At 59.8% G+C, this 21,210-nt stretch carries 17 protein-coding genes; 8 read left to right on the top strand and 9 right to left on the bottom strand.

Annotation, left to right across the window (positions count from 1 at the left end):
- The first annotated feature begins 1 nt into the window (after position 1).
- The 6 genes from glmS to nudK all read left to right on the top strand — a co-directional run bounded on the left by glmS (position 2) and on the right by nudK (position 7,709).
- Complete coding sequence (gene glmS, locus CRX69_RS26790; RefSeq protein WP_107323171.1) at positions 2-1,834, top strand: glutamine--fructose-6-phosphate transaminase (isomerizing); 1,833 nt, start codon at positions 2-4, stop codon at positions 1,832-1,834.
- A gap of 572 nt (positions 1,835-2,406) precedes the next feature.
- The gene (locus CRX69_RS26780; RefSeq protein ID WP_076383165.1) at positions 2,407-3,378 is read left to right on the top strand and encodes a tripartite tricarboxylate transporter substrate binding protein; all 972 of its coding nucleotides are present in this window, start codon (positions 2,407-2,409) and stop codon (positions 3,376-3,378) included.
- 80 nt (positions 3,379-3,458) lie between these two features.
- Positions 3,459-3,941 (top strand): tripartite tricarboxylate transporter TctB family protein, encoded by a 483-nt coding sequence (locus CRX69_RS26775; RefSeq protein WP_107323169.1) that lies wholly within the window; start codon positions 3,459-3,461, stop codon positions 3,939-3,941.
- A 9-nt stretch (positions 3,942-3,950) separates the two neighbouring features.
- A complete protein-coding gene (locus tag CRX69_RS26770) occupies positions 3,951-5,471 on the top strand; it encodes a tripartite tricarboxylate transporter permease (RefSeq protein WP_076383167.1) in 1,521 nt (506 codons plus the stop codon).
- A 121-nt stretch (positions 5,472-5,592) separates the two neighbouring features.
- The gene (locus CRX69_RS26765; protein ID WP_107323307.1) at positions 5,593-7,020 is read left to right on the top strand and encodes an FAD-binding oxidoreductase; all 1,428 of its coding nucleotides are present in this window, start codon (positions 5,593-5,595) and stop codon (positions 7,018-7,020) included.
- A gap of 95 nt (positions 7,021-7,115) precedes the next feature.
- Positions 7,116-7,709: a GDP-mannose pyrophosphatase NudK gene (gene nudK, locus CRX69_RS26760; protein WP_076383168.1), complete on the top strand. Its 594-nt coding sequence runs from the start codon at positions 7,116-7,118 to the stop codon at positions 7,707-7,709.
- A 71-nt stretch (positions 7,710-7,780) separates the two neighbouring features.
- Here the strand turns inward: nudK and CRX69_RS26755 are convergent, their stop codons facing one another.
- A complete protein-coding gene (locus CRX69_RS26755) occupies positions 7,781-9,994 on the bottom strand; it encodes an LTA synthase family protein (RefSeq protein WP_177513930.1) in 2,214 nt (737 codons plus the stop codon).
- 280 nt (positions 9,995-10,274) lie between these two features.
- On the opposite strand from CRX69_RS26755, the gene CRX69_RS26750 reads away from it, so the two are divergent.
- Together CRX69_RS26750 and CRX69_RS26745 are read left to right on the top strand one after the other, a co-directional pair.
- On the top strand, positions 10,275-11,177 hold the full coding sequence (locus CRX69_RS26750) for a LysR family transcriptional regulator (RefSeq protein WP_047226657.1): 903 nt from the start codon (positions 10,275-10,277) through the stop codon (positions 11,175-11,177).
- Between the two features lie 125 nt (positions 11,178-11,302).
- On the top strand, positions 11,303-11,929 hold the full coding sequence (locus tag CRX69_RS26745; RefSeq protein WP_076383171.1) for a glutathione S-transferase family protein: 627 nt from the start codon (positions 11,303-11,305) through the stop codon (positions 11,927-11,929).
- Between the two features lie 57 nt (positions 11,930-11,986).
- Here CRX69_RS26745 and CRX69_RS26740 read toward each other — a convergent pair whose 3' ends face one another.
- The 8 genes from CRX69_RS26740 to CRX69_RS26705 are packed head-to-tail and all read right to left on the bottom strand — an operon-like array spanning position 11,987 to position 20,990.
- Positions 11,987-13,117 carry a glycosyltransferase family 4 protein gene (locus CRX69_RS26740; protein ID WP_047226659.1) on the bottom strand — a complete coding sequence of 377 codons (1,131 nt, stop codon included), beginning with the start codon at positions 13,115-13,117 and terminating at the stop codon, positions 11,987-11,989.
- Positions 13,118-14,248: a glycosyltransferase family 4 protein gene (locus CRX69_RS26735; protein ID WP_107323167.1), complete on the bottom strand. Its 1,131-nt coding sequence runs from the start codon at positions 14,246-14,248 to the stop codon at positions 13,118-13,120.
- Positions 14,239-15,606, bottom strand: coding sequence for a glycosyltransferase family 4 protein (locus CRX69_RS26730; RefSeq protein ID WP_107323166.1), 1,368 nt, complete (start codon positions 15,604-15,606; stop codon positions 14,239-14,241). The genes CRX69_RS26735 and CRX69_RS26730 overlap by 10 nt, the downstream gene beginning before the upstream one ends.
- The gene (locus tag CRX69_RS26725) at positions 15,603-16,868 is read right to left on the bottom strand and encodes an ABC transporter ATP-binding protein (protein WP_047226662.1); all 1,266 of its coding nucleotides are present in this window, start codon (positions 16,866-16,868) and stop codon (positions 15,603-15,605) included. Before CRX69_RS26725 ends, CRX69_RS26730 begins: the two co-directional genes overlap by 4 nt.
- Positions 16,868-17,665 carry an ABC transporter permease gene (locus tag CRX69_RS26720; protein ID WP_047226663.1) on the bottom strand — a complete coding sequence of 266 codons (798 nt, stop codon included), beginning with the start codon at positions 17,663-17,665 and terminating at the stop codon, positions 16,868-16,870. Before CRX69_RS26720 ends, CRX69_RS26725 begins: the two co-directional genes overlap by 1 nt.
- Positions 17,665-19,107, bottom strand: a complete 1,443-nt coding sequence (locus CRX69_RS26715) for a mannose-1-phosphate guanylyltransferase/mannose-6-phosphate isomerase (protein WP_047226664.1) — start codon at positions 19,105-19,107, stop codon at positions 17,665-17,667. Before CRX69_RS26715 ends, CRX69_RS26720 begins: the two co-directional genes overlap by 1 nt.
- Before the next feature lie 3 nt (positions 19,108-19,110).
- Positions 19,111-20,079: a GDP-mannose 4,6-dehydratase gene (gene gmd, locus CRX69_RS26710; RefSeq protein ID WP_047226665.1), complete on the bottom strand. Its 969-nt coding sequence runs from the start codon at positions 20,077-20,079 to the stop codon at positions 19,111-19,113.
- The gene (locus tag CRX69_RS26705; protein WP_076383176.1) at positions 20,076-20,990 is read right to left on the bottom strand and encodes a GDP-mannose 4,6-dehydratase; all 915 of its coding nucleotides are present in this window, start codon (positions 20,988-20,990) and stop codon (positions 20,076-20,078) included. Before CRX69_RS26705 ends, gmd begins: the two co-directional genes overlap by 4 nt.
- Between the last annotated feature and the right edge of the window lie 220 nt (positions 20,991-21,210).

The following is a 21,210-nucleotide window of genomic DNA, read 5'->3' as shown; positions in this document are numbered from 1 at the left end:
CATGTGTGGAATTGTCGGCGCCGTTGCTGAGCGCAACATCACTGCAATCTTGCTCGAAGGCCTCAAGCGCCTCGAATACCGTGGTTATGACAGTGCCGGTGTGGCGGTGTTTACCAACGACGAGAAGCTTGAGCGCATGCGACGCCCAGGCAAAGTCAGTGAGCTGGAGCAAGCGCTGGACGCCGAGCCGCTGGTGGGGCGCCTGGGCATCGCCCACACCCGCTGGGCCACTCACGGCGCGCCGTGCGAGCGTAACGCCCACCCGCATTTCTCCGACAACCTGGCGGTTGTGCACAACGGCATTATCGAGAATCACGAAGCGCTACGTGAGCAACTCAAGGCACTCGGCTATGTGTTCACCTCCGACACTGACACCGAAGTCATTGCCCACCTGCTCAATCACAAGCTCAAGGAGTTGATGGACCTGACTGCGGCGCTCAAGGCCACCGTCAAGGAGCTCCACGGTGCCTATGGCTTGGCGGTGATCAGTGCCGAACAGCCGGATCGACTGGTTGCTGCCCGCAGCGGCAGCCCGTTGGTGATCGGTCTGGGCCTGGGGGAAAATTTCCTGGCTTCCGATCAGTTGGCGCTGCGTCAGGTCACTGACCGCTTCATGTACCTGGAAGAGGGCGATATCGCCGAAATTCGCCGCGACAGCGTGCAGATCTGGGACATCGACGGCAAAGCCGTGGAGCGCGAGACCGTTCAATACCGTGACGGCGCCGAAGCCGCCGACAAGGGCGAGTTCCGGCACTTCATGCTCAAGGAGATCCACGAACAACCGGCCGTGGTGCAACGCACCCTGGAAGGCCGCATGAGCCAGAGCCAGGTGCTGGTCCAGGCGTTCGGGCCACAGGCCGCCGAGCTGTTCGCCAAGGTTCGCAACGTGCAGATCGTTGCCTGTGGCACCAGCTACCACGCCGGTATGGTGGCTCGTTACTGGCTGGAAGAGTTGGCCGGTATTCCGTGCCAGGTCGAAGTCGCCAGCGAATTCCGTTACCGCAAAGTGGTGGTGCAACCCGACACCCTGTTCGTGACCATTTCCCAGTCCGGTGAAACCGCCGACACCTTGGCCGCCCTGCGTAACGCCAAGGAGCTGGGTTTCCTCGCCAGCCTGGCGATCTGCAATGTGGGCATCAGCTCGTTGGTGCGCGAATCCGACCTGACCCTGCTGACCCAGGCTGGCCGTGAAATCGGTGTGGCGTCGACCAAGGCGTTCACCACGCAGTTGGTGGGCCTGCTGTTGCTGACCCTGTCTCTGGGACAGGTGCGCGGGACCTTGGGCGAGGGTGTTGAGGCAACATTGGTGGAAGAACTGCGCCGCCTGCCGACCCGTCTGGGCGAAGCCCTGGCGATGGACAGCACCGTGGAAAAAATCGCCGAGTTGTTCGCCGAGAAGAACCACACCCTGTTCCTGGGACGTGGCGCGCAATTCCCGGTGGCGATGGAAGGCGCCCTGAAGCTCAAGGAAATTTCCTATATCCACGCTGAAGCCTATCCGGCCGGTGAACTCAAGCACGGCCCGCTGGCCCTGGTGGATAACGATATGCCCGTGGTCACCGTGGCGCCGAACAACGAGCTGCTGGAAAAGCTCAAGTCCAACCTGCAGGAAGTGCGCGCCCGTGGCGGCCAGCTGATTGTCTTTGCTGATGAGAAGGCCGGCATGACCAATGGTGAAGGTACTCACGTGGTGCACATGCCGCACATCCACGACATCCTGTCGCCGATCCTCTACACGATCCCGCTGCAGTTGTTGTCGTACTATGTCGCCGTACTCAAGGGCACTGACGTCGACCAGCCACGAAACCTGGCCAAGTCCGTGACAGTGGAGTAAGCCTTGGCAGCCGGGGTCGCGGAGGTGGTTTCGTCTCCTCTGCACCCTGGCGTCACCGGTTGCTGCCCTCCACCCCCCGGCTCCTGAGCGGCACCGCTGATCGCCGCTCGTCTGATCGTCACCCCCCGCATTTCTCCTCATGAGCGTAAACATGAGGCCACGTCTTCCCTCTCTCACCGATTCAACGAATATCCGCGTTGACAAAAATTATTTTAGGTGACGATAATCGGTCAAGTCGTACGACAACGTATGACATAAAATAATAAAATCGACGCAGGCCCTGCTATGCCATTCGCTCCGACGGCTCATCAGCATCGCTCTCTGCCCTTTCTGCATAACCGTAGAAGGGCGCATCTCTTCTCGCTTATGCATCCCAGCCAAGCGGGCCATGGCTTTCCAGACAGCCATACTTGTTCGACTCAACCAGATTCCTTGCATCGTTCGCTTCCTGCTGCGCCCCAGTACGGCATTGCCACTGCGCGCGGGTTGGCAATACGCCCGATTCATCCTCGCGACACCCATACCCAACTCCCTACCAACACCTTCTACGGCAGCATCTCTGGAGAACAATAATGAGAAAAACACTATGCGCCTCTCTCGTCGCTTCCTTCTTGAGCCTTACCGCCGGAGCGGCCGTTGCCGCTGATGCGAGCGACTGGCCGACACGTCCGGTGCAGGTGGTGGTCATTGCCAACGCCGGCGGCGATACCGACTTCAACGCACGGATGATGGCCAAGTACTTCACCAAGCTGACCGGCAAGTCCATGGTCGTCACCAACATGGCCGGCGGGGGCGGCACCATCGCTGCCGACGCGGTCAAGAGCGCGGCGCCAGATGGCAACACCATTCTGTTCACCCACACCGGTCAGATGATCGTTAACGAAGTGGCAGGGTTGTCCGAAGATCGCTTCGATGCGTTCGATGTCTCCTGCATCGCGGGCGTCGATAAAGGCGCTGTTTTCGTCTCTGCCAAAAGCTCGGGCATCGACACCCTCGATCAGTTGATTTCACAGGCCAAGGCCAAGCCAGGCACCATCACCTACGGCACCGAGATGGGTAACTTCTCGCACCTGCAAGGCTTGATGTTCGAGAAGCTCGCCGGCGTCAAACTGAAGATGGTCGACAGCGGCACCGTTTCGGAAAAAGTGGTGGCCTTGCTGGGCAAGCGCATTGACCTGGGTGCTATCAGCTATGGTTCGGTTCAGGACTACATTGCCAGCGGCAAGATGACCGCTCTGGGGCAGCCTAACGCAGAGCGCAACCCGCTGCTGGGTGACGTCAAGACGTTCAAGGAGCAAGGCGTGGACCTGGTCCTGGACAAGCCTTACATCGTCGCTTTCCCGAAAGGCACAGACCCGGCCATCGTCAAGAAAATGGCTGACACCATGAAGAAAATCACCGAAGAACCTGAATACGCTGAAGAGCTCAAGAAGTCCTTCAAGCAGCCTGTCAGCTTCCAGGGCACCGAAGAAGCCATTGCTACGCTGACCAAGACCCGTGACGACTTCATGCAGTTCAAGGACGAAATGCGTAAAGCCAAGTAAATCCTGGGAAACAGGATGGGGCGCTTACCGAATTGGCCAGCGCCCCTTTGCTCGGCCCTTCAAGTGAAAGAGGATCCTGTATGGATACCTACAAAAGAAATGAATTGTTCGCCGGCCTGGCGATGCTCGGTGCTGGTGTGGCGTACATGTTGTTGACCGCGAATCTGCCGCGTCGCGGTTTTGTCGACGCCGCTTTTGTGCCCTGGATTCTTTCCGGCGCGCTGTGCCTGTTGGGCGTGTTGCAGTTGCTGGCCTGGAGAAAACTGCCCCAGCAACGTGCCGAGCCTGTCGAGCCGGCCGAAGCCGCTGAATCGATCGATTACCCGACGGTTATCAAATCCATCGCCCTGGTGACGCTCTTCACCGCGCTGCTGGAAGTTGTCGGTTTCGTGATCATGACCACGCTTTACCTCTACGCCCAATTCATCGTGTTGACCCCCGCGGATCAGAAGGTCAAGCACGGGCTTTATGCCGTGATCGCGGTCGTTTCAGCAGCGTTGATTTTTGTGATCTTCCGTGAGGGCTTCGATTTGATGCTGCCCACCGGTCTATTGGATTTCTAGGGGACGGTGATGATTGAGCTCCTGCAACAAGGCTTCGGTGCCGTATTCTCGCCCTACGTATTTGTCCTGATCACCCTCGGCGTTGCAGTGGGGATCGTCTTTGGTGCGGTGCCCGGCCTTTCGGCCACCATGGCCATCGCCCTGTGCTTGCCGCTGACCTATTCGATGGGCCCGGCCACGGGTCTGTCACTGCTGGTTGCTCTGTTTGTCGGCGCCACCTCGGGGGGGCTGATTTCAGCGATATTGCTCAACATACCGGGTACGCCGGCCTCCATCGCCACGACGTTCGATGGTTCGCCGATGATGAAAAAGGGCCAGGGCGTCAAAGCCCTGGGCATTGGCGTGGTGTTCTCGTTCCTGGGCACGATTTTCAGCATTGCGGCGTTGATGTTTATCGCCCCGATCCTGGCGGACGTGGCCTTGAGTTTCGGTCCCCATGAATATTTCTCCATTGCCGTTTTTTCGCTGACCCTGATTGCCACACTGTCCACCGGTTCGCTGGTCAAAGGGCTGTTCGCCGGCGCCTTGGGCTTTGCCTTTTCAACCGTCGGGATCGCCCCGGTCGACGCCATTCGGCGTTTCACGTTCGACCTGCCGAGTCTTAACGGTGGCTTCGCCATGCTTACCGTCATGATCGGCATGTTTGCGGTCTCCGAAGTGCTGAAATTCGCCGAGAGCGCCCGCTCAAGCCACCGTGCCAAGCCACAGAACATCAGCATGAAAGGCGTGAAAGGGTTTGGTTTTTCCATAAAGGAGTTCATCAGCCAATTGCCGAACGCGACCCGCTCGGCGTTCATCGGCCTGGGCATCGGGATCCTGCCGGGCATCGGCGCTGGTACCTCGAACATTGTTTCCTACATCGCGGCAAAAAAGCGCTCAAAGCACCCGGAAGAATTCGGTAAAGGCTCCATCGAGGGCGTGGTTGCCAGTGAAACCGCGAACAACGCCGGTATTGGCGGTGCGATGATCCCGCTTCTGACCCTGGGTATTCCCGGAGACACCACCACGGCGGTGATGCTTGGCGGCTTCATGATTCACGGCATCCAGCCTGGCCCGCTGTTGTTCATCAGTCAGGGATCGCTGGTCTACACCATCTTTGCCGCGCTGATTCTGGCTTCGTTGCTGATGTTGGTGCTGGAGTTCTACGGACTGCGCATCTTCATCAAGTTGCTGGCGGTGCCCAAGCACATTCTGTTGCCGATCATCCTGGTGCTCTGCGTAGTCGGTGCGTTCGGCCTCAACAGCCGCATCTTCGACGTCTGGGCGGTGCTGCTGTTCGGCCTGATGGGCTATGGCTTCGTCAAAGGTGGACTGCCGATTGCGCCGTTCATCATTGGCTTCATCCTCGGCCCTATGGCTGAAACCAACCTGCGGCGCGGTCTGATGCTCTCGGATGGCAACTTCAGTGGTTTCCTCACCACGCCGATCTCGGCGGTCTTCCTGGCCCTCGCAGCGGCGTCTGTCTCCTGGCACCTGGTGACGGTGATCCGTCACAAGAAAAGTGCCGCCATTGAGCTGATGCGCAGCTAGTTCATCTCAATCGGTCGCTTCCACTGCTGCAACGCACGATGTGCGCTGCAGCAGCCGAATTCAAACGCCGGAGACAGTCATGCAAAACCTCAATTCTCTCTCTTCGGCCGATCTCGACCCGATGGCCTGGGAGACGTTGATCCAAAGCGTCGAGCAAGTGGTCGGCGCGGCGGGGCTGGTGCGTGATCCTGAACTTATGCACAGCTACCTGACTGACTGGCGTAACGCTTACCAAGGCCGGGCCGCACTGGTGGTGCGCCCGGCCACAACCGAAGAAGTGGCGGCGGTGGTGCGGCTTTGCCATGACGCCGGGGTTGCCTTGGTGCCGCAGGGCGGCAATACCGGATTGTGCGGCGGCTCGATCCCGGATTCGTCTGGTCGTCAGGTGGTGCTGTCCTTGACTCGGATGAAGCGCATCCGCGAAATCGACCTGGCCAATGAAACCATAACGGTCGAGGCCGGGGTGATTCTGCGGCAGTTGCAAGAAGCCGCTAGCCAGGCCGGTCGCTTGTTCCCGCTGTCACTGGGGGCCGAAGGCAGTTGCACGGTGGGCGGCAATCTGGCCACCAATGCCGGCGGCACGGCCGTGCTGCGTTACGGCAACATGCGCGAGCTGACCCTTGGGCTTGAGGTGGTATTGCCGGATGGACGTGTCTGGCACGGCTTGCGAGGTTTGCGCAAAGACAACACCGGCTACGACCTCAAGCATCTATTCATTGGCTCGGAAGGTACGCTTGGGATTATCACGGCGGCGGTACTCAAGTTGTTTCCGGCCACCCATAGCACGGCCACCGCTTGGGTCGCACTGCCCACGCCGCAGGCCGCGGTGGACTTGATCGGGCATGTTCGCAGCCTCTGCGCCGACCGTCTGACGGGCTTTGAGATGATGTCGCGCCAGAGCCTGGAGTTCGTCCTGGATCATGTGGCCGGTTGCAGTGACCCCTTGCAAGGGCCGCACCCGTGGTACGCCCTGATCGAATTGCGCGACACGGTGCCCGACGCACCTTTGGACCTGTTGCTGGAAAGCGGCCTGGGCCATGCATTTGAGACCGGGTGGGTGATCGATGCCGTGATCGCCAGCAACCAGACTCAGGCTGCGGCATTGTGGGCTCTGCGCGAAGGTATTTCCGAGGCGCAGAATCATGAAGGTCCAAGCCTCAAGCATGACATCAGCGTGCCCGTCAGCCAGATTCCGGCGTTCATCGAGCGTACCGATAGCGCCTTGCAACAGGCGTTTCCCGGCGTTCGCATTGTTTCTTACGGTCACATGGGTGATGGCAACCTGCACTACAACATCAGCAAGCCGCTGGGGCATGCCGATGCCCCGTTCAAGGCCCAGGAACAAGCGATCATGCAGGTCATCTACCAGATGACGAGCGCTTTCAATGGCAGCATCAGTGCCGAACATGGTCTGGGGCAAGCCAAGCCGGACGCGGCGGCCCATTTCAAGGATCCGCTGGAGATCGAGTTGATGCGTGCCATCAAGCGCACGCTGGATCCGACCGGGTTGATGAACCCCGGCAAGGTGTTTGCCACCGGGCTGGAGTGATCGATCCTGCCTCTGCTAGCCTGCCTCAACCATGGCAGGCCGTCGGCCTTTAGGGCCACTCTGCCGCTTTCAGACACTGGACATGGAACGGCTGAATGACACAGGCAAACACCAAAGATCGCGTGCGCATCAAGAAAGTCGAAGTGCTCTCGGACAACTGGTACGTGCTGCGCAAAACCACCTACGACTACCTCGGCCGCGATGGCCAGTGGCGCGAACTGGCCCGCGAGACCTACGATCGGGGCAACGGCGCGACCATCCTGTTGTACAGCAAGGCCAAGCAAACCGTGGTGCTGACCCGGCAGTTCCGCTTCCCGGCCTTCGTCAATGACCACGATGGTCTGTTGATCGAAACCTGTGCCGGCCTGCTGGATAACGACGACCCGCACACCTGCATCCGCAAGGAAACCCAAGAGGAAACCGGCTATATCGTCCAGGATGTACGCAAGGTGTTCGAGGCATTCATGAGCCCAGGGTCGGTGACAGAACGCCTGCATTTTTTCGTCGGCGAATACTTCGACGAAGATAAACAGCATGAGGGCGGCGGGCTGGAAGCCGAGGGCGAGGAGATCGAAGTGTTGGAGATGTCTCTCGACAAGGCGCTGGGCATGATCGAAACCGGGGATATCTGCGACGGCAAGACCATCATGCTGTTGCAGTACGCCAAGCTGCATGGGTTGCTGGATTAGCCTGCTTCATTGATCAATTCAGCCCAGGACGATGTAAGGCGCAGCGTAGGTCATTGGCTGCGCGATTTCATTCAACTGGACTGGGCGTCACTGTCTTCCTGGACGAGGTTCAGGTAATCCGAGGGTTCTGTCTGCTCCGGCAGTTCGGTCACGACACTGAAGTCACTGATTTCGATGGCGCCCACCCCGTGCCCCAGCAGATGGAAAGAGAAGGCCTTGCGGGGTTGCGGGTTATCGAAACGGATATTCATCACCAGCGGCTGTTCGGGCGTCACCGCCACTTCCGTCGGCAGGTCGATCGCTACATCCTGCTCGAACTCTTTGGCCTTGAGGGAAATATAGGCCGCATTGTCCGGACCCAGGGCGCGGATGGTCAGGCTGACGCGGGTCTGTGAGCCCTTGGGCATCTCCAGGTACTGGGCGCCGATCAGATTGTCGGTCCAGTCGTTGGTGATCTGGGCCGGAAGCGGGATTTGATCAGCGCTGCCAAACTGATAATGCTGGTTGAGCGGTGTATGGAGCAGGGTGCGGTCCAGGGCCGTGGCCCGCGCGCTGATCAACCTGGCCCGTTGACCGCTGTATTGCCCGCCGTAAGTGGCGCGCTCCGTGATGAAACCTTCGCTGGTGTAATAGCGGCAGCGCTGCAGGAAATCGCATTCGGTGAAAGTGCTCTTGCCATCGTGGTAGCGCAGCTTGCCGTTGGTGAACGACATGATTTCCCGGCCCGTTGCGTAGTCCCGGAACAACGAGCGACCGGACAATGACTTGGGCACTTTGAAACCGAAGTAATCGAGGACCGAGGCGCTCAGGTCCACATGACCGTAGACCCCCGACTTGACCCGGGGCAATGGCTCCGGCGCCAATGTCAGGTTGAAACCCCAGGATGACGCCAGGCGTACATCGTCGATGCCGTGGGATTCGTCCGAGGTGATGATCACCAGGGTGTCTTTCAGCACGCCTTGGCGTTCCAGCCCCGACATGAAGCTGTCCAGTGCGTCATCCAGGTAACCGACGGCCGCCTGCTTGGTGGTGTCGTAGCGTTGCAGGTAGTCATCCGGCGCTGAGTAGGGCTGGTGCGTGCCCACCGTCAGCAGCGTAAGCATCCAGGGCTTCTTTGCCTTTTGCAGTTGCCCGACGTAATCCAGCGCGCCCTCGAAGAATGTCTTGTCGTCCTTGCCCCAAGGGAATTCCAGATAGGCAGGTTTGGTGAACCAGTCCATGCCCAGGGTGGTGTCGAAGCCGATGTGCGGCATGATCCGGTCCTTGGCCATGAACCGCAGGCCCGCACCTTGCAGGAAGTGCGTGGAGAACCCGTTGCGGCGCAACTGGGCCGGCAGGCAGGCCTGGTTGCGCCGGCTCAGGTTCAACATCTCGACGCCTTTGGGCGTGCCGTCGTCGAATTTGTCGTAGTCGCCACACAGCATCGAATACAGACCACGAATGGTCTGATGGTTGTGCAGGACGTAGTCGGGTGTATTCATGCCGCGCTTGGCCCAGGCACTGAGGTGCGGCATCAGGTCCTCCTGATAGCTGCTTTTCAGGGCCTGACGGTTGACGCCCACGTAGGCGCCAGGAACGCCTTCCAGGGTGATGATCAGGACGTTGCGGGCCCGGCCCGGTGCAGGCAGGATTTTCTGGCCTTCAAGATCGAGCCGGGTAAGACCCTCCATGGGCGGGGCTTGAACCACTGTGTCATCTTCAAGCCATAGTTGGGTTCGATCCTGCCCGGCGGCAACGGCCGCCGTGACGAGTTGGTGGGGAAGATTGAACAGGTTCCATTGGTCTGCCTCACTGGGGCGCCAGGTTTGCACCACACTGTGGCTCAGCAAAAGCACTACCGGCAGCGCCCAGGCGTGGCGCGGCAAGCGAGGCGCCATATACAACCGGCGGGGCCATTGGACGATCAGCCAGACCATCAACGCGGCCAGTTGCACCCCTGCCAGCCAGGGATGGGCGAAGCCGCCGCTGGTGGAGTTTTCGACGAATTGCGGGTCGGTCAGGTAATGCAGGTCCGATGGGGTGGGCATGCGCCCGACAGCACTGACCAGTTCGATGCTGGCCAGCGTCAGCATGCTCCAGATCAGCAAAATGGGTAATGCCACCCACCAGGGACGACGGTAAAGCAGCACGACCAGCAACCCGCCCATGCCTAGGTCAGACAGATAGCCCAGCGGATCGGACCATCCCAGCGAGAGGCGCAGGCCCATGGGGATGATTAATACACATCCGGCCAGGGCGATGAGAGGGGCAAGGGGGTGCGTGAAGCCGCGGTAAAAAACATTCACAAAAAGGGGCCTTCCGATGGACGCCAGTCAGGCACGCATCTTGTGGACACGGGCTTGCGAGCAAGCCCGTGTCCACAAGACCTACGCCATGGTTCGAGTCATTAAGTTGTCATGAAAGTATGCTCGATGGTACCAAGCATAGTCGCAATTGACCGGGTCGATGTGCCGATGCCCGATCGCGTTGCGCTGTGGTTCGCTGGCGCAGCCCCCTACAATGGCGGTGCGGCGCTGATTTGAGGTGCGCAGCCAACTTGTATCAAGGTTTCTCATTGGGGGATGAATGGACAGGTTTCAGGAAATGCAGGTTTTTGTCGCCGTGGCCCAGGACTCCGGTTTCTCGGCGGCTGCGCGACGCCTGGGCCTGTCGGCGGCCAGCGTCACACGCGCCGTGGCGGCGTTGGAGCAGCGTATCGGTACGCCCTTGCTGGTGCGCACCACCCGCAACGTATACCTGAGCGAAGCGGGCCAGCGCTTTCTCGAGGACTGCCGCCGAATTCTGGCGGATTTGCAGGAAGCCGAGGATTCAGCGGTCGGCAGTCACGCCCAGCCCCGCGGGCAATTGACGATTACCGCCCCGGTGCTGTTTGGTCAGTTGTTTGTCACGCCGGTGCTGGTCGATTACCTGCAGCAATTCCCCGAGGTCGGCATCAATGCCTTATTGCTGGACCGTATCGTCAGCATGGTCGAGGAGGGCATCGACATTGCCATACGCATTGGCGAGTTGCCCGACAGCAGTCAGCACGCCGTGCGTGTGGGTGAAGTACGACGGGTGGTTTGCGGTTCCCCTGATCTCTTCGCTCGCCATGGCCGACCCGCACACCCGCAGGATCTGGAGCACATGCCGGTAGTCGCCTCATCGGCCACCGGTCAGATCAGAAACTGGACGTTCATCGACGCAGGGCAACCGCTCTCTGTGCGACCCGCGCCGAGACTGGTGGTCACGGCCAACCAGGCCGCAATCACGGCGGCCTGTCAGGGGTTGGGGTTGACTCGGGTCTTGTCTTATCAGGTGGCGGGCAACGTTGCCAACGGGGAACTGGAGATCGTTCTGGCTGACTTCGAACTGCCGCCCCTGCCGATCCATGTGGTGTACCAAGGTGGACGCAAAGCGCCGGCGCGAGTACGCAGTTTTGTTGACTTTACCGTCCGTGCATTGCGTGAGCACCCGGCCTTGAAAGGCTGAGACATTGTTTCGCTGTTTGAAACAATGGATTGCATATTCGGGTGATTCTCTAGTCTTCAGTCGAAGCGGAAGATGACCCCATCGACGCCGTTCTGCTGATGGCGTCACTTGCAACGGAGTCGACCATGAATCCCATCAAGCTTTATCACTTTCCGCTTTCCGGCCACGCGCATCGCGTTCAGTTGATGCTTTCCTTGCTCGGGTTGCCCGTCGAGGTGGTTTTTGTTGACCTGGCCAAAGGCGAACAAAAACAGGCAGATTTCCTGGCCATTAATGCCTTTGGCCAAGTCCCGGTCATTGACGATGACGGTATGGTGCTGGCCGATTCCAACGCCATCCTGGTGTACCTGGCAAGCAAGTATGGCAAGGGCCACTGGCTGCCAACGGATCCGGTCGGCGTCGCCCGGGTGCAGCGCTGGTTGTCGGTGGCGGCCGGGCCGCTCCATGCGGGGCCGGCCGCGGCGCGATTGATTACGGTATTCGGCGCGCCTTACAACGCAGAGGAGGTGATCGCCCGTTCCCACAGCCTGCTCAAGGTCATTGATCAACACTTGAGCAGCAGCGCGTATCTGACAGGTGACGTTGCGACGATTGCCGATGTTGCCGGCTACAGCTACATCGCCCATGCCCCGGAGGGCAATGTGTCTCTGGAAGACTACCCCCACGTACGTGCATGGCTGGGGCGGATCGAGGCCTTGCCCGGGTTCGTCGGTATGCCGCGTACGGTTGCCGGGTTGCAACAGCACGTCTGAAATGCACTGAGCCGCCTTGAGGCGAGGGGATTTATCCACTCGCCTCATCGGCGAGTGTTACGCGTAGGAAAGCGCCTTTTGCTCCAGCAACGCCTCATACAGTTGCAGCCATTTGCGGCCCATCTCCTCGGAGGTGAACAACTGCCGGTAACGCTCTTCGGCCCTGATGCCCATTTCCCTGGCCTGTGCCGGGTTGTCCCACAGGGTACGCATCGCTTCCCGGAAAGCTTCGGGGTTGCTGGGGGGCACCACCAGGCCGGTTTCATTGTGGATATTGATGTAGCTGGTGCCGGTGCCGATCTCGCTGGAAATCATCGGTTTACCATACATCGCGCCTTCGAGCAGGGAGATGCCAAACGCTTCAGAGCGCAGGTGTGAAGGGAACACGATGGCGTAGCTCAGCTCCAGCAATGCCACCTTGTCTTCATCGTCCAGGCGTCCGAGGAAGTGCAGGTTGCGCAGGCCCAGCGCCTGTGCCTGGGCATGAAGTTCTTTCTCCAGCGGGCCTGCACCGACGATGACCACCGGATAATCCACGCCTTTGAGGGCGTCGAGCAGAATGTGCAGGCCCTTGTAATAACGCATCACCCCCACGAACAGAAAGAAGCGCTCGCCCAATTTCGCCTTCCACTGCGCGATGCGTTCAGCGTCACGCTGTGGATAACTGGCTTTGTTCAAGCCATAGGTAATGATCTGGGTCTTATCGCGGTACTCCTTGAGCACGTCGCTGGTATGCACATAGTTAGGTGATGCCGCGACGATGCGATCCGCGCCGTTCAAGAAGCGTCGCATCAGGGGGCGATACAGTTTCAGCAGGTGCCGCTGACGCACGATGTCCGAATGGTAGGTGACCACATAGGGTTTTTTCAGGGCGCTGCAAAAATGCACCAGGTCCATGAATGGCCAGGGGAAGTGGTAGTTGATTACGTCTGCTTCGGCAGCCAGCTCGCGGAATTTCTTGAAAACACTGTAGGAAAACCCGGTGGAGGCCAGTTGGAAGTCCATCCGGGCCTGATGAACCTTATGCTGTCGGATGCTGATCGGACCCGGCGCTGGATCGTTGCTCAGCGTCAGCACGGTGTTATCGATGCCCAATCGGTCACTGCTGTCGCACAGCTGGAAAATAACCTGTTCGATGCCGCCCATGGAGTCAGGCAGATAGGTTTTGTAAAAGTGCAGGACTCGCATTCAACCTCCCAGAACCTGGCGATACGCCTGGGCGGTCACCTGTGCACACCGTTGCCAGGAAAAAAGCGCTGCTTGTTGCAACCCGGCTTCACGACACGCCTGCCAATGCAGGCGATCTTCGATCAACTGGCCCATGGCTTCGCGCATGCCTTGGGGATCGTCGGGGTCGCAATAATTGCCGGCCGCCCCGGCCACTTCCGGCATCGCCGAGCAGCGGGTGGTAATCACCGGGGTGCCGCTGGCCATGGCTTCGAGCACCGGCAGGCCAAAGCCTTCATAGCGCGACGGAAAAATCAGTGCACGTGCCCCTGCCAATAGCTGGGCAACCTGTTCGTCGGGCAAGTAGCCCGCGAGACAAACATGACCTCCGGCCAGGGCATTTTTCAACTCGTCGCTGAGTTGTGCGCGCTGCCATCCGCTCATTCCTACGATGAACAAAGGGAAAGTCTGACGGACGGATTCGGGTAGCCTGGCGTGGGCGCGCAGGGCCAGCGACAGGTTCTTGCGTGGCTCCAGGGTGCCGACACACAGAAAATATCGGCCCGCTTCCAGCCCATGGGCTTTGAGAACCCCATCGATGGCTTCGGGTTCGCGTGGATGGAAACGTGCAGCAGCCCCCAGCGGGGCGACTCTCAAGCGTTCCGCGCAAAGGCCGAAGTGTTCTCGGGCTTCATCGGCGATGAACTGCGAGTCCGTCAGAATCAGCTGCGACTGCTCTACCGCACGGCTGAGCCGACGCTCGATTTCCCTCAGTCGTGCCGGTGGTTGCGTCTCGGGGTAGCGCAGGTGCGTCAGGTCATGCAGCGTCATCACCGTCGGCCCTTCGAAGGCCAGGGGCCACAGGCTCGGTTCGTGATACAGGTCGATGGCGCGGGAACGGCCCTGATCGAAGCGTTTCTGTTCCAGCCAGCGCCGCGCCCGATAGGCCCCCGGTACTTGGCGCAGCAAAGGTGTAAGCCGCGAGTAACCTGGCGTGGCCGTTTGCGGCAACTGCGAGCTCCAGCCCCAGCCGTGGAACAATGACAGCTGTACATCCGGCTCCTGGGCCAGGGCAGTAGCCAGTTCCGCCACGTAATGGCCGATGCCGGTGCGTGGCGCCTGGAGAATCCGGGCGTTCAGAGCTATTCGCATGCGGTTTCCCTGTCGAGGATCACTTCATCGATGTGTCGCTCGATTCGCTCCACCAATTGCGCACTGGCCTGGCGCCAGCTCAGCCAGTGCCATTTATCGAGGGGACGACTGGCCGGGAAAACCCCGCTGTTTTCCATGCCGGTCACCAGGTCTGCCAGGTTCTGGGGATCTTCGAGATTGAAATAGGCCATGAATTCACCGCCGATTTCTCGAAATACCTCAATGTCGCTGCCCATCGCCGGCAAGCCGCGTTGCATGGCCTCCACCAGCGGCAGACCAAAGCCTTCAACGTAGGAGGGGAACACCAGCGCAGTGGCATTTTGGTAAGCGTGTTCCAGGCTATGGTCCGAAAGATTGTTGAACATAAACAGGCGGCTGTTGAGTTGCGGGTGACGCTTTATGCGCTCGATCAAGTCCTCACATTTCCAGCCAATTTTTCCGACGATGCATAACCTTGCCTTTGAGCCGGCAGCCCAAGCGCGTTCGAACGCATCGAGCAGGTAAGCGTGGTTCTTGCGTGGTTCGATGGTGCTGACCATCAGGAACACCGGTTCGGGCTGCGTGAATACTCGCAGCAGTTTGCTGTCGATGGCGCTGGTGGCATCCGCCAAATCCAGTTCGCTGCCCAAGTGGAAATAGTCGAACCAACGTTCACTGACCTGCTGTTCGCCAACGCGCTGCTCCATCTCCAGCCGAACCTGATCACGGATGGTGCTGGAGATCGCGATGTAACCGTCAGCGGTGCGGGCAATCCAGTCGAACCAATGATTGAATACCTTGACCAGGCCGGCGTCGCAGAACTGCGGATGGGTCAGGGGAATCAGGTCGTAGATCACCGATACAATCCCGACCCCATCGCGCTTGAGCTGTTCGGCCAGAGGAAAGAAATCGGCGTGCCAGGAAGAGTCCAGCAACACCAGCTGATCGCCGGGCCGGTGCTGCAATGGTACGCAGCGCGTCGGGACGTGCTGGCGTTTGAGCAAGCGATCGAGCACCCGGATCGGAATGCTCAGAAAGCCCAGGGCAAACAGCCGGCAGCCGAAGTACAACGCGTGGCGCGCCCATCGCGACTGGCTGAAGGGGCGTCGCCGTTCGAGCGTTCGATGCCTGAGCCAGAACAGGCTGGCGAATTGCTCCAGCCGTACCCGCAGGCTGACCAGATCCAGCCCCCTGGAGGGCAACGGGGCGAGGCTCTTCACTTCGTACAACTTGCCCCGCAGTATCACAACGGGGATGCATTCGTGTTCTGCCTCTCTGGCCGGCAGTTCGCGGATAACGTTGCGCACTACTCGCTGAATCCCGGAATTGGCTCTGGGATGTTCATACACGTAGGTGCATTCCATCAGCAGGCGAGTCATGGCAGTTCCTTTTGCGTCAGTTCCTCAACCGCTGGTAATGCCGTGCGCTGGATGCTGGTGCGGGCCTGCAGCCACGAACAGCCAACGAAATCTTCCTGGCGATTGTTGATGACGTGGAACACCAGCCCGTAGTCGCGCCATTCGAAGTTGCGGTCCAGGTGCGAATCCAGTCGGGACAGGCTCAGCGCGACAGAGTAATTGCCCTTGCCCAGGCGCATGTCGAAACTGAAACGGAAGGTGACGTGTTCGCCGGCCTTGAGGTCGGTCACGGCTTTATCCTGGCGATGGGTGTTGATGCCGTACATGGGCTGGCCGAGGCGGTCCTTGATCAGGAAACCCAGCACCAGCCGCTCGATGTCCTGGCGGATTTCGACCCGCACCTGCAACACCATCGGCTGGCCGATTTCGGCCACTTCCACCGGCTGGCCCTGACTGTTCAACAGCTGTACATCAACAATGCCGGCCTCGCCGGTGCCGGAGATGGTACGTACCTGGCCGTTGGCGAGCATTTCCTGGCGGACGATCTGGCCCTCGCGCTGGGCCAGCATCGCGTTGTAATAATCCATCACCTCTTCCGGCTTGCCGCGCATGGCCATGCGCCCGTGCTCCAGCAGGATGGCGGTGTCGCAGATCGACTGAATCGCCGAGCGGTCGTGGGACACGATCAGCAGCGTCGTACCGGCCTTGCGAAAACTGCGGATGCGCTCAAAACTTTTATGCTGGAAGTAGGCGTCACCCACCGACAGGGCTTCATCGACGATCAGGATATCCGGGCGGCGGGCCGTGGCGACGCTGAAGGCCAGGCGCATTTGCATGCCACTGGAATAGGTGCGTACCGGCTGGTCGATGGCCGCGCCGATTTCGGCAAAACCTTCGATCTCAGGCATCAACGATTCGATTTCCTCCACCTGCATGCCCAGCAACTGCCCGGCCATGAAAGCGTTCTGGCGGCCGGTGAAGTCCGGGTGGAACCCCATGCCCAGCTCCAGCAACGCCGCGACGCGGCCACGCAATTGAATGTGGCCGCAGGTGGGTTGGGTGGTGCCGGTGATCATTTTGAGCAACGTGCTTTTGCCCGCGCCGTTGACCCCGACGATGCCGACGGCTTCACCGGGCTGGATCTCGAAATCGACGCCCTGCAGGACCCAGTGCAATTGATGACGCGGGCGAGAAAAGGGAATCAGCCATTCGAACAACCGGCTCCAACGGTTCGGATACTGCTTGTAGGCCTTGCCCAGGCCACTGACGCGTAAATGCCCCATCAGAGTTCATCCACCATTTCACCGCCGCGGCGTCGAAACATCCGCAAACCGGTGACGCACATCAGTAGGCCGATGACCAACAGCGGTGTCAGCGAACTCCAGACCGGCCACTGGTTGTAGAGAAACAGATTCTGGTAACTCTGCATCAGCGCTGTCATGGGGTTGAGGGCCAGCAGTTGCTGGATCGACGGCGGAAGGATGGTCATCGGGTAAACAATGGGCGTCAGCCAGAACCAGAATTGCAGGCAAATGCCAAACAGTTGCCCGACATCGCGAAAGAACACATTGAGAATCCCCAGCAACATGCCCAGCCCGGCGGCGAACATCACCTGCAGGGCCAGCAATGGCACCAGCGCCAGCAACGTCATCCCTGGCCAGCGGCCGGTGATCAACAGGAAACCGAGAAAAAGGCCGAGGATGATCGCGAAGTTGATCCCGGCGTTGAACAGCACAATCACCGGCAGGCAGATCCTGGGAAAGCTGATCTTCTTCAGCAGATTGGCGTTTTCCAGAAACATGCCCTGACTGCGGGTCGTGATCTCGGCGAAGAACCCCCAGGTCAGCAGCCCAGCGCAGAGGTAAACGCTGTAGGCCATGCCATCGTCCACCCCCGGCAGGCGGGCGCGCATGATGTGGGAAAAAATCACGGTGTAGACGAGGATCATCGACAGCGGGTTGAGCACGGTCCACAACGCGCCGAACAAAGAGTTGCGATAGCGCGCCTGGAATTCGCGCTTGACGCTGCCGAGGACAAAACCGCGGTAGCTCCACAGCGCACGGTGCAAGGTCAGCAACATCAGACGGCCCTGCCGTAGTGATCCTCGAAGCGCACGATGTCGTCTTCTCCCAGGTACTCACCGCTCTGGACTTCGATGATCACCAGATCGATGACGCCGGGGTTCTCGAGCCGATGGCGGTGCCCGGCGGGGATGAACGTCGATTCGTTCTTGGCCACCAGATGAGCCTCCGAGCCATTGTTGGTGACCTTGGCCATGCCTTCGACGACCACCCAATGTTCGTTGCGGTGATGATGCATTTGCAGGGACAGCGCCGCGCCTGGCTTGACCACGATGCGCTTGATCTTGAAGCGCGGGCCTTGTTCCAGCACGGTGTAGCTGCCCCATGGGCGGCTGACCGTGCGATGCAGGCGATAGGATTCGTGTTCCTTGTCCTTGAGCTGGCGCGCGACGCGGCGTACATCCTGGGCCCGGTCGGAATGGGCGACGAGGATGGCGTCGGCGGTGTCGATGATGATCAGGTTTTCCACACCCAGCGCGGCCACCAACCGTCCCTCACTCTGGACATAGTTGTTCTGGCTGTCGATGAACAACGCCTCACCGCTGACGCGGTTGTTCTGTGCATCGGCGGGCACCAGATCGGCGACGGCACTCCAGGAGCCGATGTCGCTCCAGTCGAATGCGGCAGGGACCACCACCACATTGCTGGAGCGCTCCATCAAGGCGTAGTCGATGGAGATGTCCGGCATTTCGGAAAAATGCGCGACGGACAGCTCCTGTTGCACGCAACCTGATGTCTCCACGGCCGTGCTCGCGGCTATGCAGGCGCGAGCCTGTTCCAGCAACGCCGGGGCGTGGTTCTGCAATTCCGCCAACAGGGTTTTGACTGAAAAACAGAACATGCCCGAGTTCCACAGGAAACGGCCGCTTTCCAGATAGTGTGTTGCGGTTTGCAGGTCGGGTTTTTCGACGAAGCGCACGACCTTGGCAGCGCCCTGGGTATCCAGGGGTTTGCCCCGTTCTATATAGCCGAAGCCGGTTTCCGGTGTCGTGGGCAGTACGCCGAAGGTCACCAGGTAACCGCTTTTGGCCAGTTGCGTGGCATGCTCCACGCTAGCCTTGAAGGCCGCCTCGTTCTGGATCAGGTGGTCTGCGGGCATCACCATCAGGATGGCATCGTCACCGTGCACGGCTTGCACCGCGAGCGTCGCCGTGGCGATGGCTGGCGCGGTGTTGCGGCCTGTCGGTTCAAGTACGAAATGGCCGCGATGGCGTGCCAGATGGGCGCTTTGGTAGTGGTCGCGGCTCTGAAAGTAATACTCGCGATTGGTCACGGTAACGATGTCGCCGCGGCCGTCGAACAACCCGGCGGCGCGTCGGTAGGTCTTGCTCAGCAGCGACTGGCCGTCAGGCAGGATCATGAAGGGTTTGGGATGGCCCTCGCGGGACATCGGCCACAACCTCGTGCCGGCACCGCCGGAGAGAATCATGGGAATCAGCATGGCCTACTCCTTGGCGACGCGTTTCATGTCCGCATCCATCATCATGCGAATCAGGGTGTCGAGGTCGGTCCGGGGTTTCCAGCCAAGAACCCGTTGGGCCTTGGCCGGGTTGCCGAGCAACACGTCCACCTCAGCCGGGCGGAAAAACGCCGGGTCGATCTTCACGAAGTCACGGTAGTCCAGGCCCACATGCTCGAAGGCTATCCTGCACATCTCGCGCACAGTGGTGGTCACGCCTGTGGCAACCACGTAATCGTCGGGTTTGTCCTGTTGCAACATCAGCCACATGGCTTCGACATAATCGCCGGCAAAACCCCAGTCGCGCTTGGTGTCGATATTGCCCAGGCGTAACTCCTGCTGTTTGCCTTGCTTGATGCGCGCAGCGGCGTCGGTGACTTTGCGCGTCACGAATTCGATGCCGCGCAGGGGCGATTCATGATTGAAAAGAATGCCGCTGCTGGCGTGCAGACCGAAGCTTTCGCGGTAATTGACGGTGATCCAGTGGCCGTACAGTTTCGCCACGCCATAGGGGCTGCGTGGGTAGAACGGGGTGTGCTCATCCTGCTGCTCGGCCTGGATAAGGCCAAACATTTCGCTGGTGGACGCTTGGTAGAAACGGGTTTGAGGGCTGAACTGGCGAATGCCTTCGAGCAGGTGGGTCACCCCGAGGCCATCGACGATTCCCGTGGTCACCGGCTGGTTCCAGGAAGCGGCGACGAAACTCTGCGCGGCCAGGTTATACACCTCGTCCGGCGCTGACTTGATCACGGCGCGTTGTACCGAGCAGGCATCGGCCATGTCGCCGTCCAGGTAAACAATGTCGTTCTCGATCCCGGTCTCGCGCAGCCGCCAGCGCGAATCGCTGCTTCGCCGGGCCACCAGGCCATGGACTTTGTAACCCTTGTCGAGCAGTAACTTGGCCAGATACGCGCCGTCCTGGCCGGTGATCCCTGTGATCAATGCACTTTTCATTCTTGTTGTACCCGTATCTCCCAGTCGGACAGGATCGCCCGCAAGGATTGTTGTGTTGTTGTTTCAGGCGTCCATCCCGTGGCCTGGCGTAGCTTGGCAGGGCTACCGCAGACGCGACGCTGTTCTGCGCGGCGAAGACGCGCAGGGTCCTGGATCAATTGCACATCGACCTGGGCGATGTCGCCCAATTGTTCGATCAGGCTGCGAATGCTTTGCTCGTGACCCGAGCAGATGTTGTAGGTCTGCCCCGGCGCGCCGTGATCCAGCAACGCCAGGTAGGCTGAAATCACATCGCCTACGTCAAGAAAGTCGCGGGTGACATCGATATCGCCCACTTGCAACTGGGCCGATTGCAGGCCCAGCTTGATGCGGCTGATCTGCCGGGCCGCGCTGGCGATGACGAAGCTGTCTTTCTGACCGGTGCCGATGTGGTTGAAAGGGCGGGCTACCAGTACCGGCCAGCCTTCGCTCATGCCCCATTGCAGGCTCAGCAGTTCGGCTGACAGCTTGCTGACGGCATAGGGGTTGCGCGGGGCAGGGGCGTGCAGTTCGGTAATGGGGAGCTGGGTTTCATTGACCTGGCCATACACATCACCAGAGCTGACATACAGAAATGTTCCGGTGAACCCCCGGGCCTTGAGGGCCTGGAGAAGATTCAAGGTGCCAAGCAGGTTGATTTGCAGGGTGCGGGCCGGATCGCGAAAGGCTTCGGGAACGAATGTCTGGCCTGCCAGGTGGATCACGGCATCGGGGATCTCGGGCCAGAGACCTTCCAGGGATCTACCGTCTGTCAGGTCATAACGGCTTGGGACGGACATCACCTGCCAACTGGAATTGGGGGCATCCAGGCGAGATTTGATGTGGCGTCCTACGAAACCGCCGAGGCCTGTTACGAACAGACGTTTTTTCAAGCACCAGCCCTCTCGATGCAAACTTCGTCTGGTGCGGATCTGAGTAGGATATTTCCGTAAGTTCGGAGAAACCCAGTTGAAAGTCAGCCCAGATGAAGCGTTTGTTGTAGTTGTTTGGTTGCCAATCTGTGCCAATTTCGAAGCAATTTCAACCATGTAAATCGTGACCGGTCAGTTCTCATATTTATAGCCGGTTTATTCTCATTCGCCTGTTCACGAA

Source organism: Pseudomonas rhizophila (genome assembly GCF_003033885.1).
Lineage (GTDB): Bacteria > Pseudomonadota > Gammaproteobacteria > Pseudomonadales > Pseudomonadaceae > Aquipseudomonas > Aquipseudomonas rhizophila.
The sequence above is the reverse complement of the archived record's forward strand: the minus strand, read 5'-3'. Positions and strand labels throughout refer to the sequence as shown.

What these genes read in the sequence shown, in the direction of transcription:
- glmS (WP_107323171.1), top strand. Translation starts at nt 2, where the DNA reads ATGTGTGGAATTGTCGGCGCCGTTGCTGAGCGCAACATCACTGCAATC.
- CRX69_RS26780 (WP_076383165.1), top strand. Translation starts at nt 2,407, where the DNA reads ATGAGAAAAACACTATGCGCCTCTCTCGTCGCTTCCTTCTTGAGCCTT.
- CRX69_RS26775 (WP_107323169.1), top strand. Translation starts at nt 3,459, where the DNA reads ATGGATACCTACAAAAGAAATGAATTGTTCGCCGGCCTGGCGATGCTC.
- CRX69_RS26770 (WP_076383167.1), top strand. Translation starts at nt 3,951, where the DNA reads ATGATTGAGCTCCTGCAACAAGGCTTCGGTGCCGTATTCTCGCCCTAC.
- CRX69_RS26765 (WP_107323307.1), top strand. Translation starts at nt 5,593, where the DNA reads ATGGCCTGGGAGACGTTGATCCAAAGCGTCGAGCAAGTGGTCGGCGCG.
- nudK (WP_076383168.1), top strand. Translation starts at nt 7,116, where the DNA reads ATGACACAGGCAAACACCAAAGATCGCGTGCGCATCAAGAAAGTCGAA.
- CRX69_RS26750 (WP_047226657.1), top strand. Translation starts at nt 10,275, where the DNA reads ATGGACAGGTTTCAGGAAATGCAGGTTTTTGTCGCCGTGGCCCAGGAC.
- CRX69_RS26745 (WP_076383171.1), top strand. Translation starts at nt 11,303, where the DNA reads ATGAATCCCATCAAGCTTTATCACTTTCCGCTTTCCGGCCACGCGCAT.
- CRX69_RS26740 (WP_047226659.1), bottom strand. Translation starts at nt 13,117, where the DNA reads ATGCGAGTCCTGCACTTTTACAAAACCTATCTGCCTGACTCCATGGGC.
- CRX69_RS26735 (WP_107323167.1), bottom strand. Translation starts at nt 14,248, where the DNA reads ATGCGAATAGCTCTGAACGCCCGGATTCTCCAGGCGCCACGCACCGGC.
- CRX69_RS26730 (WP_107323166.1), bottom strand. Translation starts at nt 15,606, where the DNA reads ATGACTCGCCTGCTGATGGAATGCACCTACGTGTATGAACATCCCAGA.
- CRX69_RS26725 (WP_047226662.1), bottom strand. Translation starts at nt 16,868, where the DNA reads ATGGGGCATTTACGCGTCAGTGGCCTGGGCAAGGCCTACAAGCAGTAT.
- CRX69_RS26720 (WP_047226663.1), bottom strand. Translation starts at nt 17,665, where the DNA reads ATGTTGCTGACCTTGCACCGTGCGCTGTGGAGCTACCGCGGTTTTGTC.
- CRX69_RS26715 (WP_047226664.1), bottom strand. Translation starts at nt 19,107, where the DNA reads ATGCTGATTCCCATGATTCTCTCCGGCGGTGCCGGCACGAGGTTGTGG.
- gmd (WP_047226665.1), bottom strand. Translation starts at nt 20,079, where the DNA reads ATGAAAAGTGCATTGATCACAGGGATCACCGGCCAGGACGGCGCGTAT.